This is a genomic window from Ligilactobacillus salitolerans (assembly GCF_003864415.1).
Taxonomy (GTDB): Bacteria; Bacillota; Bacilli; order Lactobacillales; family Lactobacillaceae; genus Ligilactobacillus; species Ligilactobacillus salitolerans.
Genome location: NZ_BFFP01000011.1, coordinates 23,798 through 37,560 on the forward strand (window position 1 = coordinate 23,798; position 13,763 = coordinate 37,560).

General features: G+C 45.7%; 14 protein-coding genes. 7 read left to right on the forward strand and 7 right to left on the reverse strand.

What is annotated here, in order from left to right; translation table 11 throughout:
* Window positions 1-88 precede the first annotated feature (88 nt).
* Window positions 89-1,222, forward strand: coding sequence for a 5-methyltetrahydropteroyltriglutamate--homocysteine S-methyltransferase (locus LFYK43_RS04405; protein WP_124975836.1), 1,134 nt, complete (start codon window positions 89-91; stop codon window positions 1,220-1,222).
* A 53-nt stretch (window positions 1,223-1,275) separates the two neighbouring features.
* Here the strand turns inward: LFYK43_RS04405 and LFYK43_RS04410 are convergent, their stop codons facing one another.
* Window positions 1,276-2,613, reverse strand: a complete 1,338-nt coding sequence (locus LFYK43_RS04410) for a dihydrolipoyl dehydrogenase family protein (protein WP_124975838.1) — start codon at window positions 2,611-2,613, stop codon at window positions 1,276-1,278.
* Between the two features lie 243 nt (window positions 2,614-2,856).
* On the opposite strand from LFYK43_RS04410, the gene LFYK43_RS04415 reads away from it, so the two are divergent.
* The 3 genes from LFYK43_RS04415 to LFYK43_RS04425 all read left to right on the forward strand — a co-directional run bounded on the left by LFYK43_RS04415 (window position 2,857) and on the right by LFYK43_RS04425 (window position 5,186).
* Complete coding sequence (locus LFYK43_RS04415; RefSeq protein ID WP_124975840.1) at window positions 2,857-3,600, forward strand: deoxynucleoside kinase; 744 nt, start codon at window positions 2,857-2,859, stop codon at window positions 3,598-3,600.
* A 114-nt stretch (window positions 3,601-3,714) separates the two neighbouring features.
* Window positions 3,715-4,650, forward strand: coding sequence for a CPBP family intramembrane glutamic endopeptidase (locus LFYK43_RS04420; protein WP_124975842.1), 936 nt, complete (start codon window positions 3,715-3,717; stop codon window positions 4,648-4,650).
* Window positions 4,651-4,721: 71 nt separating this feature from the next.
* Window positions 4,722-5,186 (forward strand): universal stress protein, encoded by a 465-nt coding sequence (locus LFYK43_RS04425; protein ID WP_124975844.1) that lies wholly within the window; start codon window positions 4,722-4,724, stop codon window positions 5,184-5,186.
* A 256-nt stretch (window positions 5,187-5,442) separates the two neighbouring features.
* Here the strand turns inward: LFYK43_RS04425 and LFYK43_RS04430 are convergent, their stop codons facing one another.
* The 4 genes from LFYK43_RS04430 to LFYK43_RS04445 all read right to left on the reverse strand — a co-directional run bounded on the left by LFYK43_RS04430 (window position 5,443) and on the right by LFYK43_RS04445 (window position 10,025).
* Window positions 5,443-6,894 (reverse strand): amino acid ABC transporter substrate-binding protein/permease, encoded by a 1,452-nt coding sequence (locus LFYK43_RS04430; protein ID WP_124975846.1) that lies wholly within the window; start codon window positions 6,892-6,894, stop codon window positions 5,443-5,445.
* A 482-nt stretch (window positions 6,895-7,376) separates the two neighbouring features.
* Window positions 7,377-9,128 carry a thiamine pyrophosphate-dependent enzyme gene (locus LFYK43_RS04435; RefSeq protein WP_124975848.1) on the reverse strand — a complete coding sequence of 584 codons (1,752 nt, stop codon included), beginning with the start codon at window positions 9,126-9,128 and terminating at the stop codon, window positions 7,377-7,379.
* Between the two features lie 208 nt (window positions 9,129-9,336).
* Complete coding sequence (locus LFYK43_RS04440) at window positions 9,337-9,633, reverse strand: GNAT family N-acetyltransferase (RefSeq protein WP_124975850.1); 297 nt, start codon at window positions 9,631-9,633, stop codon at window positions 9,337-9,339.
* 29 nt (window positions 9,634-9,662) lie between these two features.
* Window positions 9,663-10,025, reverse strand: a complete 363-nt coding sequence (locus LFYK43_RS04445; RefSeq protein WP_229717950.1) for a DUF488 domain-containing protein — start codon at window positions 10,023-10,025, stop codon at window positions 9,663-9,665.
* A 469-nt stretch (window positions 10,026-10,494) separates the two neighbouring features.
* Between LFYK43_RS04445 and LFYK43_RS04450 the strand changes: the two genes are divergently transcribed.
* The 3 genes from LFYK43_RS04450 (at window position 10,495) to msrA (ending at window position 11,957) form a co-directional block, all read left to right on the forward strand.
* Window positions 10,495-10,974 carry a glutathione peroxidase gene (locus tag LFYK43_RS04450; protein WP_124975854.1) on the forward strand — a complete coding sequence of 160 codons (480 nt, stop codon included), beginning with the start codon at window positions 10,495-10,497 and terminating at the stop codon, window positions 10,972-10,974.
* 60 nt (window positions 10,975-11,034) lie between these two features.
* Window positions 11,035-11,352, forward strand: a complete 318-nt coding sequence (gene trxA / locus LFYK43_RS04455; RefSeq protein WP_124975856.1) for a thioredoxin — start codon at window positions 11,035-11,037, stop codon at window positions 11,350-11,352.
* An 89-nt stretch (window positions 11,353-11,441) separates the two neighbouring features.
* On the forward strand, window positions 11,442-11,957 hold the full coding sequence (gene msrA / locus LFYK43_RS04460) for a peptide-methionine (S)-S-oxide reductase MsrA (RefSeq protein WP_124975858.1): 516 nt from the start codon (window positions 11,442-11,444) through the stop codon (window positions 11,955-11,957).
* Between the two features lie 233 nt (window positions 11,958-12,190).
* Here msrA and LFYK43_RS04465 read toward each other — a convergent pair whose 3' ends face one another.
* Window positions 12,191-12,427: a hypothetical protein gene (locus LFYK43_RS04465; RefSeq protein WP_124975860.1), complete on the reverse strand. Its 237-nt coding sequence runs from the start codon at window positions 12,425-12,427 to the stop codon at window positions 12,191-12,193.
* A 95-nt stretch (window positions 12,428-12,522) separates the two neighbouring features.
* Window positions 12,523-13,701: a GNAT family N-acetyltransferase gene (locus LFYK43_RS04470; RefSeq protein WP_124975862.1), complete on the reverse strand. Its 1,179-nt coding sequence runs from the start codon at window positions 13,699-13,701 to the stop codon at window positions 12,523-12,525.
* Window positions 13,702-13,763 lie beyond the last annotated feature (62 nt).

Sequence of the window (13,763 nt, forward strand, 5' to 3'; positions counted from 1 at the left end):
AGTCGATTATTACACGTCCCTAGGAGATAACTAAGGTTATTTTTTAGGGACGTTTTTTGTATTCTAAATTAAAAAGGAGCGTTTATTTATGGCAAATCAAACAGCAACTAAATTACATTACGATATTGTAGGAAGTTTCCTGCGCCCAGCAGCGTTAAAACAAGCTCGCAGTGATCATGAGGCAGGTAAGATCGACTCGCAGCAGTTGCGTCAAGTAGAGAACGAAGAGATCCGTGATTTAGTCGAAAAAGAAATCAAGGCTGGCCTCAAAGTGGTGACTGATGGCGAATTTCGGCGTAGCTACTGGCACCTAGACACATTCTGGGGCTTTTCCGGTGTGAAGCATACGATCCCGGAACACGGCTACTTTTTCCATGACGAAGAGACCCGCGCGGATTCAGCCCAGGTTGTTGGTAAGATCGCCTTTGATCCTGAGCACCCGGACTTGAAAGCTTACCAATTCCTCTATGACTTGGTCAAAGACGAACCAGGAGTGATCGCTCGCCAAAGTATTCCTTCACCAGCCCAATTCTATGCAGAATTGGCTCGTGGTGCCGAAAATGAAGCAGCACTTAAGCAGATTTATCCAGATCAAGAAGAACTAGTTCATGATATTGGTGAGGCTTATCGCGATTTGATCCTTGCTCTTTATGACTTGGGCTGTCGTGATGTCAAACTGGATGATTGTACTTGGGGCATGGTCGTTGATTCCGACTTTTGGAAAGAAATGACTAACGGCGACTTCAACCGTGAGCAGCTATCCGATTTATACGTTTCTTTAAACAACGCTGCTTTGCATGACCTGCCGGAAGATCTGCGAGTTAGCACCCATGTCTGTCGTGGCAACTACCATTCAACTTGGGCAGCACAAGGCGGTTATGCTCCGGTGGCAGATTACTTGTTAGCACGTGAAAATGTTAATGCCTTCTACCTGGAATTTGACGATGATCGTTCTGGCGATTTCGCACCGTTAGCTAAAGTTCCTGCCGGCAAACAAGTTGTCTTAGGCTTAGTCACTAGTAAGAAACCTGAATTGGAGGCTAAGGAAACGCTGCTCAAGCGGATCAACGAAGCTGCTGAATACGTGCCTTTAGAGGACTTGGAACTCAGTACCCAGTGCGGTTTTGCTTCCACTGAAGAAGGCAACAAGCTGACCGAGCAGCAGCAATGGGATAAAATCAAGTTGGTAGTTGAAACTGCTCAAGAAGTCTGGGGCAAATAGGATCCACGAAAAAAAAAGTTCGCACCGGTAAAAAGCCAGTGCGAACTTATTTTTTATCGGATCTTGTGCCAGGCTGAAGCACCGACGGAAGGGAAAATATGAGCGAATTCCCACATTTCCGTCCCACTCGAGCCGTAAATTAACGCTGGCAAATAGGTGTTCACAGCATCTTCGGCCTTGTCGCTGACTTCAGTGACACCGACCAGCTGCTGGTTTTGGTTGAAGACTAAAGCACGGTCGCCCATCGTTTCCGAGTCGATCTGGCGGTACCAATCGTCGGGAATATGATTTTCGATGACCTTCAGTTTTGTGCCCTCGGTTTGGCTTGGGGATACACCGACCTGGGCGATCCGCGGCGAAGTATAAACTGTCGTCGGGATCGGCGGGTAGACTAATGGGTCTGTGGTTTGCCCGCTAAAAAGCCGGTAGAGGTAGTAGGATTCATAGGTGGCAGTTGGAGTCAGCTTAGGCTGAACTTTATCTACGACATCCCCAGCTGCATAAACGTTGGGGATAGAAGTTTGCAAATGGTCGTCAACTTGGATCCCATGCTTAGTGTATTTGACACCTAGTTCAGCTAAACCTAAATCTTCAACGTTCGGGACCCGACCCGTGGCATCTAAGACCCACTCGACCGTGGCACTTTGATCGTCGCCATAAAAAACACGATAACCGTTGCCAGCTCGTTTCAGTGCGCTGACCGCAGCATTCGGGATGAAAGTCACACCGCGCTTGGTCAGGTCAGCTGTGACTTGCTTGACATAAGGCTGGTAGAAATTGCGCAGCCCCTGGTCGCCGTGCATAAAGACTGTGACCTTGGCACCAACAGCATTTGCAATCGTGGCAAATTCATAACTGATGTAGCCGGCACCAAGGATCGCAATACTTTGCGGCATAGCTGTCAGGTCCATGAATTCACTGCTGTCATGGGCTAGTTCATCACCCGGGATCGCCAAGCGATTGGGACGCTGGCCGGTCGCCACAACAATTTTGGCTGCGGAATAAATGGTGCCGTCCGCGACCTGAACTCGTTGCGGATCAAGCAGCTTCGCGCGCTGTTTGATGATGGTGACACCTGCTGATTTCAGCTTGTTTTCAGTTGCTTGGGGCAGGTCTTTGATGATGGCTTGCTTGTGAGCAACGACTGCCGGCCAGTCGATTTGGACTTCGCCTTGCAGCTGGCCGTGTATCCGCTCGACCATGCGTTTGACCGCAACCGGCTCATCTAAAGCGATTTTTGCGTTGCAGCCGCGGTTGGTGCAAGTCCCGCCCAGTTTGTCATCGGTGACCAGCGCGACTTTTTTGCCGCTGGCAGCTAAGGGTCCCGCTCCGTCAAAGGCGGCATGGCCCCCGCCGATAAAAAGGACATCGTAATCATACTGTTCAGTCATTTTATTCCTCCTCGTTTTATTTGGCTTTAAAATCTCACAAAAAAAGCAAAATAGCAAGTAAAGCGTCATCGCTTCGAGAGTACATGTAGTAGTTTGACCCAGATAAAAGACCACAACTTGTGGATTTTGACTTTATTTTTAGAGCGAACCCGCGTATGATTGTTAAGGTAACACGAAAGAGAGAAATAAGATGAGGAGTCTTCCTTGTCTTTTGAGTTTAAGGGAAAGGATGCTTCAATCATTTTGATTACATTATCTGGGATCATCGGGTCGGGAAAGTCTAGCTTAACTGATATACTTTCAAAGGAACTCGGGACAAAAGCTTATTACGAACCAGTACAGGATAACCCTGTCTTGCCAATTTTTTATAAGGGAAACGAAATAGCCGCGCAAAAACGGGCTGCGGGCGATAAAGAAGCCACCAACCCTTATGCGTACTTACTACAGACTTTCTTCTTGAATCGGCGTTTTTCAATGATCAAAGCCGCAATGCAAGAAGATAACAATATTTTGGACCGTTCGATCTATGAAGACGAGATCTTTATGAAGATCAATACCGAAATGGGCAACGCCACTAAAGTTGAGTATGATATCTACCGCAGTTTGTTAGATAACATGATGGAAGAACTGCCATTTGCTTCGCATAAGAAATCACCAGACTTGATGATCACGATCAAGGTCTCTTACGAAACGATGCTCAAGCGGATCGAAAAACGCGGCCGTGATTATGAGCTGATCGAAAAAGATCCATCGCTGGTTGATTATTATAAGCGTTTATTGGCTTGCTACGATACGTGGATGGATGAATACAAGGCTTCACCGTTATTGATCATTGACGGCGACCAGTATGATTTTGTCGACAATATGGCAGACCGGGTCGCAGTCTTTGACCTGATTGAAAATCGCTTGCATGAATTAGGCAACTTGGACGACCTTCAATTTGATCGTTTGCAAGCCCAGCACCAAGATTTGTTAAAAGCAGAATAAATTTGTCTGACTGGCGGCTGTTTCGAGACCTCGAAGCGGGCGCCTTTTTTTACGAAAAATTACGAGTATGGTAGGATAGAAAGCAATTAGTATTTACAAGAGGGGCGTGGTGAAGTGCAATTTATTGGAAGTGATGAACAGCAGACTTATCGTCGTTTAGTGCGTAAAGTCTTGCTTGTCACCAGTGCTTATGCTCTTGTTTTTCAAGTCGTAGCAGTCCTTGCTTCGATGGTAATGATCATCCGAGATGATAGTTTAATGGCGGGCGATCGGTTGGAACAAAGCGGACTGCCTTATTTTTTTGCCGTGGCAGTCGGTCTATTTATTATTTATAGTGCTTCTTCACCGCGCTTACGCCAGACCTTCTTTAAGGCGGGTCCGGCTTCGATGAATTGGCTGGTCTTTAGCTTGGTGGTCAGCTTGTTGTTGCTTGCGCAGCTGATATTTACGGGGTATTCCAATGGTCTGGAGAGCTTGCTCAACCACTGGGGGTTGACTGCGATGGAGGAATTAAAATCCGCCAGCAACAGTAGTCAGACTTGGTCGATGTTTGTTTACGGCAATATCTTGGCTCCAGTGACAGAAGAGATCGTTTTTCGCGGTTATGTTTTGCGGACCTTACGCCCAGCCGGGACCAGTGTCGCCATTCTTTTTTCAGCGTTTCTTTTTGGACTATATCATTTAAATATCATGCAGTCCCCATTTGCCTTTTTAATGGGACTAGTCCTGGGCTTTGTTGCGGTCAATTATGGGATCACCTGGTCGATTCTCGTCCATGCTTTCAATAACCTGGTCTTAGGTGACGGCTTAGGAAAATTGGCGGACATTGTTGGCGGACACACAGCCGATGTTATTTCAACGGTGATCATCGTTGGCGGCGGTCTGGCTGGCTTGTGGGTTTTATGGGTCAAAAGAAATGTGTTCGAGGAGTGGTACTCTGAGCATCGCTTCAGAAAGCATGAGCTGAAATTAGTCTTCTTGAACTGGCTCAGTATTTTGATCACAGTAATTTCGTTGGCGGCGATGCTGATCAGTATCACACGAAAATAATGCAATAGCTTTCAGCGGCAAAAAAGAGTATGATAAAAAGATAATTTGTTTAGTCAGGGGTTGATGACATAATGCTAATTGATTATCGGCGGATCCTCGTGGCAGTCAATCACTCGGATGAGGCTCACCAGGCTTTAGCCAGAGCCGTTGCAATTGCCAAACGCAACCATGCCCGCTTAGACATTTTACGTGTGCTTGATATTAATTCTTTGCAATATAAGGCCGGCGGGCAAACTGCGATCGATGGCGAGGAAGTTTATGACATCGAACAGGAAGCAGAACAGGATCTAATAAAACTGCGAGAAAAACTGCTGCAAGAAGAGGGCTTAACTGAAGATCAAGTTTTTGTTCACTTGCGCTTCGGTAGTCCGCGGACGGTGATCGTTGCTGATTTTCCAGCGGAGTATCGGAACGATCTCTTGGTACTCGGGCAGACAGGAATGAATGCACTGCGCCGCGTGACTGCAGGCTCGGTCGCTTCCTATGTTACGCATGCTGCTTCATGTGATGTTTTGATTGTAAAAAATAAACAGTAAGGGTAGAAAAATTTTCTAACTTTGCTGTTTTTTTAGTCGGGTTCCTCAAACCAGTCACCTCCGCTTATCCAGCCTCGTCGGCACGACGCTAAAAAACGCATCATAATGCCGAAGCTCGATAATGCTCAGTGACTACCGGTTTGCTGCACCCTTTTTTGAATTTGGTTGAAAAAGTGAGTTCCCGCCCAAATTTTGAGCAAGCAAATAGGCTGGTGATGGCAGAAATTGCACATCATCAGCCTATTCAATTACTCTATTAGTTATTCATTTTCTTTTCCACGTATTTCGACAGCCAGGTCAGCAACGTGATGATGATCAGGTACATTAACGCAACGATGCCCCAGACTTTGAAGCCTTCCAGGTTCCGGGCGATAATGATCTTCCCAGTTTGTGTTAATTCCAGGATGCCGATGATCGACAGGATCGACGTATCCTTTAAGGTGATGATGAACTGGTTGATAAACGATGGGATCATGATCTTGATCCCCTGCGGCAAGATGACCTTACTCATCGCTTTACCAAATGGCAATCCTAGACTGCGGGCTGCTTCCATCTGTCCAGCATCAACGGCTTCGATCCCGCCTTTAACAAAGGCAGCGGTGTATGCACCTTCGTTGAGCATCAGCGTGATCGTCCCGGCGATAAAGGCAGGAATTTTGCTCCCGGTCAAACTCGGGATCCCATTATAAATGAACAGCGCTAGAACCAGCAGCGGTAAGCCACGGAAGATATAAATGACTGTAGTCGAGAAGCCGCGGGCAAATTTGTTTGGCAACACGCCTAACAAACCAATGATAACACCGAAGATCGTGGCTGCGATGATCCCAACGACTGTCAGATACAGCGTTTGGCCTAAACCTTTGAGCAAGACACCAGAGTTTTGCTTAAGCAAGCCAAAGACAGAATGTTCATTGCCTTTTTTAGTATTAGCTTCTTTTTGAGATTTGACGGTATCAGTACTGAGATAACGATCCGTGATCTTCTTATACTCGCCGTTTTTCTTCAAGGTTTTTAAACCGTGGTTGAATTTCTGGACCAGGTCTTTGTTATGTCCCTTAAGAACGGCGAAACCATAGTAGCCGCTATTGGCCGGTTTGGTCACAATTTTTAGCTTTGTCCCAGTCTTGATAGCATATTGCATGACGGGAATATCCTCGAAACATGCAACTGAGTTGCCATTCACGACATCGTTATACATGTTATCTGAATCATCAAATGTGACTGTTTTAAAGCCGTATTTCTTTTGCTGCGACTGTGCGTAGTCAGCAGCAGCAGTCCCAGTTTTCAAGGCGACCCGCTTGCCGCGCAGATCGCTTAAGCCTTTGATCTTACTGTTCTTGGCAACAGCCATGACCACGCCGGTCTTGTAGTAAGGATCTGAGAAATCGAATTTCTGCTTCCGTTCCGGAGTGATCGACATTCCGGCAATAACACCATCGATCTGGTTGGATTGCAAAGATTGGACGGCAGCATTAAAACCAAGTGCCTTGATATTGACCTTAAAGCCTTCTTCTTTGGCGATGGCTTTCATTAGGTCCATATCGATCCCAACGTATTTATTGTTTTTATTGGCAAATTCAAATGGCGGGTATGTAACATCCGTTCCGATCGTATATGTCTTTTCAGCATGGACTTTTGGTGAAAATGATAAAAACAAAAGCGTTGAGAATACTAGCGCGAAAAATGCCGCTAACCTTTTTTTGGACATCAGTTCCAGCTCCTTACTTATCTAAATTTAATAATAACATTTCTAGGATACCACTTTTAGCCTAAAAGTGGTATGGCTAATGTCATTAAATCTAACAAAAAGATGAGTATCGGTCACTGGCGCCAGAAAATTTTCTCATTCAAACAAGCTGAGCGTCAGACTTGCTTCACTTTTTAAAAACGCTTACAATAAGGGCGTAGAGAATGGACAGCTCATAATTTATCTCTGATAAGTTAGGCGGTTGTTTCATCTAGTAACCCACAGGAAAAGAGGTCTCGAGCTTGTGAAATTCTCTATTGGGTAATGGTCAGACTCGGCTGCAGCTTGACAAAGGTCTAGGTATCGTAAGAGAGCGAACCCTTTTCAACCACTGTCATAGTTGTTAGCTAGCATGCATCGGTTTTTAGTCTGCCATTACTCTTTGTTTTGACATAAAAAACGCCTCCTAACCGCTGATTGGTTAGGAGGCGTTCATCAATTAATTATTCAAAACTTTTCAAGATCTCGCTAAAGGCTGGCTGTTCATCTGCCGGCAGATCATAGGTCTCACGGTAATTTTTGACCATTTCTTCGCCAAAGACTGCGGTCTCCAATGGAACAAAACTGGTATCGATCGGGTCGATATCTTGGATCTTAGCGTCTAAGACGATCGGTAAATCGTTGCCGTTTGCTTGCAGTTCATTGATCTTAGCCATCGCTTCCTTCAATTCTTGCAGGTTCGTGACCGTGAAGCCGATCGCACCCATGTTGTCAGCAATTTTGCCCCAGTTTGCGCCGATCAGGTCGATCCCATAAGGAGCCTGGTTAGCCTGGATCTTTTCGTGACCAATGTAGCCAAAGGATTTGTTTTCCAAGACAACGTTGATGACTGGGAGATGATATTTGACCTCGGTCAAAAGATCGGGCATCACCATCGCATAGCCGCCATCACCGGAAATGCTCCAGACTTGACGGTCTGGGTATGATAATTTGCCGGCCAGACCTGCTGGTAAAGCGAAGCCCATCGTGCCATACCACGGTGACATTGCGTACTGCTGCTCCTTATTAAACGGCAGCTGACGCAAGGACCATTCGGTGTTGTTGCCGACATCAAGGCCAAAGACTGCGTCATCTGCTGCATTTTCCTTGATAGCTTGGATCACACCTTCTGCGCGCAAACCGTTCTGATCATCAGCTGCCAGTTTTTCCAGCCACTGCATCCATAAAGCGCGGTCCTTTTGGGCTGCCTTTAAAAAGGCGGTCGGCTCAGCCTGGTAGTTCACTTGAGCTAAGCTAGTCAGAAATTCACGTGCATCAGCCAGGGCTGTGATGTCTGCGTCGTATTGTTTGCCCAGATCAGCCAGGTTGTTATTGACCTGGATGATCGTCTTGTCAGCGGGCATGAAGCGGGCAAACGGATAGTTAGTTCCGACGAACAAAATCAAGTCGCTAGCTTGTGAAACTTCAAAGGAAGCCTTGGTCCCCATCCGTCCGCGGGCACCCATGTAGTTGGGATGATCGCTTGGGAAGACGTTAGCGGCCGGGGCAGTTGTCAGAACAGGCAAGCCAAATTTCTCCGCAACTTTGACTGCGGCTTCTTTGGCACCGCGAGCACCTTGACCGAGCCACATGATCGGGCGGTCAGCTTTTTTAATTGCAGCAACTACTGCGTCGACATCATCCGCAGCAGCTGGCAGTTTTGGTGCGATCGTCTTAACTGGTTTTGTTTTTGGCTGCGTATATTCGATTTCTTGGCCTGAAAGATCATCCGGCAAGATCACAACTGAAACTGATTTGGTGGCGTAAGCGGAGCGGATCGCTTCGTCCACGACCTTAGGGATCTGTTCAGCGTTAACAACTTGTTTATGGAATTGTGCAACATCAGCGAAAATTGGATCCTGATTCATTTCTTGGAAGAAGTTAGTGTTCATCACACCAGTGGCCGACTGTCCAACCAGGGCCAAAACAGGAGTGTGATCCATTTTTGCTTCGTACAGGCCGTTTAACATGTGGACTGAACCAGGGCCGGCGGAACCGAAGGCCACACCGATGGTGCCAGTTAATTTGGCATCAGCCGCTGCAGCAAGCGCACCGATCTCTTCATGCCGCACCTGAATGTATTTGATATTTTCTTTTTCTTGGTATAAGCCATCGACTGTATTATTGATCGAATCAGCGGTAATACCGTAAACGTGATCAACATCCCATTTCTCCAATACTTTTGCGATTGCTTGTCCTGCCATCATTTTAGTCATAGTAAATCTCTCCTTCTCTAGCAAACTTATTTTTTACTTAAAACTGGAAGTGATATCTCCCGTTGTCTAGCAACGGAACATTTTCTAGTTTATCACTTACTTTTAGTAAGTCAACTGTTTTAAACAATATTTTTCAATAAAGTTTGCAGACAGCAAAAAACCGCAAGTCTTCTAGGCTTGCGGTTGAAGTTGATTTTAAAGAGCTTAACTATTTGAGTACATCTGCATAATCTGACTGATGTTTGTCGAAATAATTGACAGCGTAAGGACAGACATTGATCAATTGATAGCTGTTTTGCCGGGCATGGGTGGCCATTTTTTGCATCAAAGAGCCGGCGATTCCTTGACCACGCAAAGATGGATCGACGACTGTTGAATCGATGGTGTAGGTCTGTGCGTTTTTATCTGGAGTGAAGTCAACCTCGGCGTCGACTTGACCAGAAACGGCATAATGGACAAAACGGTCTTTATTAGGCTGATAGTTTTCTTCTAAAGTAAAATCCATGGGAAGATCCTCCTTAAATTTGAGTAGAGTTATGCTACTTTTTCTTGGAGATAAGCGAGTAAGACGACTGCTTGGTTATGTTCTTCATCTTTGGCAGCGTAAAGCAAGGTTACATCGCCTTGAGCTAACTGAGTTTGGACCTGATCGATAAAAGCAGGTGTATCGGGATTTTCCGTAAGCTCCTGCAGGTAGCGCGAGCGAAATTCTTCAAACTTCGATGGGTCATGAGCGAACCATTTGCGCAATTCAGGGGAAGGGGCAATGGTTTTGGCCCAATCATCTAGCTGAGCTTGAGCTTTAGAAATTCCGCGCGGCCACAGCCGGTCGACTAAAATACGGTAACCGGACGGTGGATTTTGGCGGATAGAATAGATTCTTTGAATGCTAAGCAAAAGATCACCTCGACTAAAAACAGAGTGGAGCAGCGCGTTTAAAAGGCGAGCATTATCGGACTCCAAGTTTATGGTGCGGTTCTGGCACCATAAACTTGGAGTTGGATAAGCGGGGGCTTTTGCGCTGCGGAGCTCGACTAAAAAACAGAGTGGAGCAAGAAAGACACATACCATCAAAAGTAACCTCCAGATGAGCAGGATGTGGAGGTACATCGGTCAAAGTAACCTCCAGACGAGCAAGATGTGGAGGTACATCGGCCAAAGTAACCTCCAGATCTCGACTAAAAGATTACCCGATGTTCATGTTCATTGTAACCCAAGAACCAGCTGGACTAAAAGCAAACTGATTATTGAAATGCTATCTTTTTGTAAGCAAATCTGTTGAAGGCTGATTAAATTCGTGGTACTCTTGCTTAAGAAATTGGCAGTAGGGTCAAAAGCTGTCCAATTTAGAAGAGAGGGAATGCCTATGACGTCAATTTATGATTTTGAAAAAGAAGAGATTGGTGGTCAGAAGATCTCATTTGCTGACTATAAAGGGCAAGTCTTACTGCTAGTGAATACTGCCAGCAAATGCGGCTTAGCCCCGCAGCTTGAACAGTTGGAAAGCTTGTTCCAAAAATATCAGGATCAAGGTTTTCAGGTGCTCGGTCTTCCTTCTAACCAATTTCAACAAGAACTAGCTTCTGATCAGGAAGCACAGGAGTATTGCAAAGTTCATTTCGGAGTGACCTTTCCTATGACCAAAAGAGTCACGGTCAATGGAGAAGATGAAGATCCGCTCTACACTTACTTGAAACAACAAACTGACGGACAAGATATTGCTTGGAACTATACTAAGTTTCTGATAGATCGCACCGGGACAGTGATCGGACGCTATGGACCGAAAACTACCCCGGAAGAATTTGCCGATCAGATCACGAAGGCAGTGCAAAAAACCGCTCAATGAGTTATCATTTTAAGTAAGATAGATTGAACACGATATAAATAGATCCAGGAGGGATAATCGATGGCAGTTAAAGAAATTACTGATAAAGATTTTGAGGAAGTTACTGGTCAAGGTGTGACCTTAACTGATTTTTGGGCAACTTGGTGCGGTCCGTGCCGGATGCAGTCGCCTGTTGTAGAACAATTATCTGAGGAAATGGGTGATAAGGTCGGCTTCTCTAAGATGGATGTTGATCAAAACCCTGAGACACCAGCACATTTTGGGATCATGAGTATTCCAACTTTGCTAGTTAAAAAAGATGGTGAAGTCGTTGATACAGTTGTCGGCTATCATCCAAAGGATAAATTGAAAGAAATTTTGGAACAATATACTGACTAAGCGTAGAGCCTAGTTTAGAATAAGCTTTGGGGGCATGGAGGTGATCCGTGCTCTTTTCGTATAGAAATTGAATAACGGGAGTGTGGGAAATGGAGAAAACAGCAATTTTTGCAGGCGGATGTTTTTGGTGTATGGTCAAACCTTTCGATGAACAGCCGGGGATCAACAGTGTGATTTCAGGGTATACGGGCGGACATGTGCCGAATCCGACCTATGAGCAAGTCTGCAGTCATACAACGGGGCATACCGAGGCTGTTGAGATCCATTATGACCCAGAGATCGTTTCTTACAAGGACTTGGTCGAAGTTTATTGGCGGCAAACTGATCCAACGGATGCGATGGGGCAATTCCAGGATCGCGGCGACAATTATCGGCCGGTGATCTTCGTACAAAACGAGGAAGAAAGAGCAATTGCCGAGCAGTCCAAAAAAGACCTGGAAGAAAGCGGGCGCTTTGACGAGCCAATCGTGACTCAGATCGAAGACGCTCAGCCTTTTTATCCAGCAGAAGAGTACCATCAAGAATTTTACAAGAAAGATCCTCTGCGCTTCCAAATGGAGGAACAAGGCGGCCGCGAGAAGTTTACGCAAGAAAAATGGCAGTAAGATCAGATAAAACGGCAATTCCTTTTTTTAGAAATTTCACCCAAACAGTGTTAGGGTGAAGGTGGAAACAAAAGGAAGTGATCTGCATGGCAACATGGGCATTGTGGCTGTCGATCATTGCGATCCTGTTATCTGCTTATGCGATCTACGCCGTCAATAAACAGCGGTGATTTGTATTAAAAATACGTCCTGACAGTTATGAAAAACTGTGAGGACGTATTTTTTTGCAAAGTTCACTTCTTACTCCTGTGATTTTGAGCAGCACGTGAATGCCGCCAGGAGAGTATGCAGACGACAGCTGTTGAGCAAGCAGCGCTAATGACGATAAAATCCGCAACTACAAGCAAGACAATGAGCATGATGTTGGGACGATCAAACCATGCAAGAAAGCTCAGCCCAATGAAAAGCAGCAGTAAAAGCCAAACGATACCTGTGATCAAGAACAATTGATGTTTTTGTTTTATACCCACTTGCGCAGCCTCTTTTCAAATTGATTTTACTGAATATAGCGCAATAAAAAATAAAAAGCAAATGAGCAGATTCTGCCCATTTGCTAGTTCGTAATTTAGAAATAATCCACCATTTGCGGTGGTTCATTGACGATAATTTTGCTTAAGTCCGCAACGGTTTTAGCTGCGAGCTGCACTTGCCCGGTTTTGACCAGTAGTTGAGGTGAGCTTGTGCCAAACAAGATTTTAGTCAGCTGTTGGATCGTGAGACTTGCAGTCGAAGTACTCAAAAGTTCGGTGCGGTCGACTTGGACCTGGCCCTTAGCAGCTGAAATTTGCCACAGCCCCGTATTTTGCGGTAAATTTTGGTCAAAAACCGGCAGGGTGATCGGTGTAAATCCTTTTTGCCGGTAAGGGTAACGTTGTAAAAAGTCCTTCAAGTTGACGATCCGCGCCATCATGTAAGGCACGACTTGGCTGGTCAGACTGTAGGGGTCAGCCAGTAAGTCTCCGTGGTAAGTCGGATCTGGGCAGTCGAAATTGATTTGCAAGACGGAATTTTTGTGGTTGAAAATAAAACTTGTCAGTTCCTGCAAGGCACTGGTTGTTGTTGCTAAGATCTCTTTGACCGTTAAAAGGGTCTGTGATAGTTCATAGATCACGTAGCCTTGAAGTTGATCTTGCTGGTCATAAGCCAGGCCAATTTGCCAGTTGTTTTTGAGCGGCAAATAGTTCCACCACCAATCGTCCCGCACTAAGCCGCCTTTCAGACCGGCATCAGCTTGCTGAACATAAAATTCAGCGGCTTCTGTCACGCCGTCTTTAAGCGAGCGTCGGGTAACTTGAACTCCAGTTTTGCGGCGGTGCACCGGAACGTCCTTACTTGCCAGTGAATACTGCATGTGTGAGAAGACCTGCTCGTAACCGAATTTTCGGTAGTAGGCAAAGGAAAACGGTGCTAAATAAGAGAGCGTGACTTGGTTGTTCCACATCTCATCTAAGGCAGCTTGCAGCAGAGTTCCCGCTCCACCAGTACCGGCATGTTCTGGGGCGGTGGCAACATCTCCGATCCCGTTCATGGAAAAACGCTGACCGTAAAAATCAACTGTAAAAGGGATACTGTACAGACCGCTGCTAACGTGACCAGAACTCTTAATGCCATAAATCAAGGCGTGCTTGCAGCGCTCAAAGAAATATTTGCGACGGCGCGGCTCATCGGCAGTATTAAAAGCATATAAATAAAGTTGGTAAAATTGTTCTAAATCGCTGTGGGAAGTTAAACGATAGTCAGACAAGAAAAAACCTCCTAAAAATACAGGTTGCTATTGATAATCAGCATACCAGAATTTACACCAAA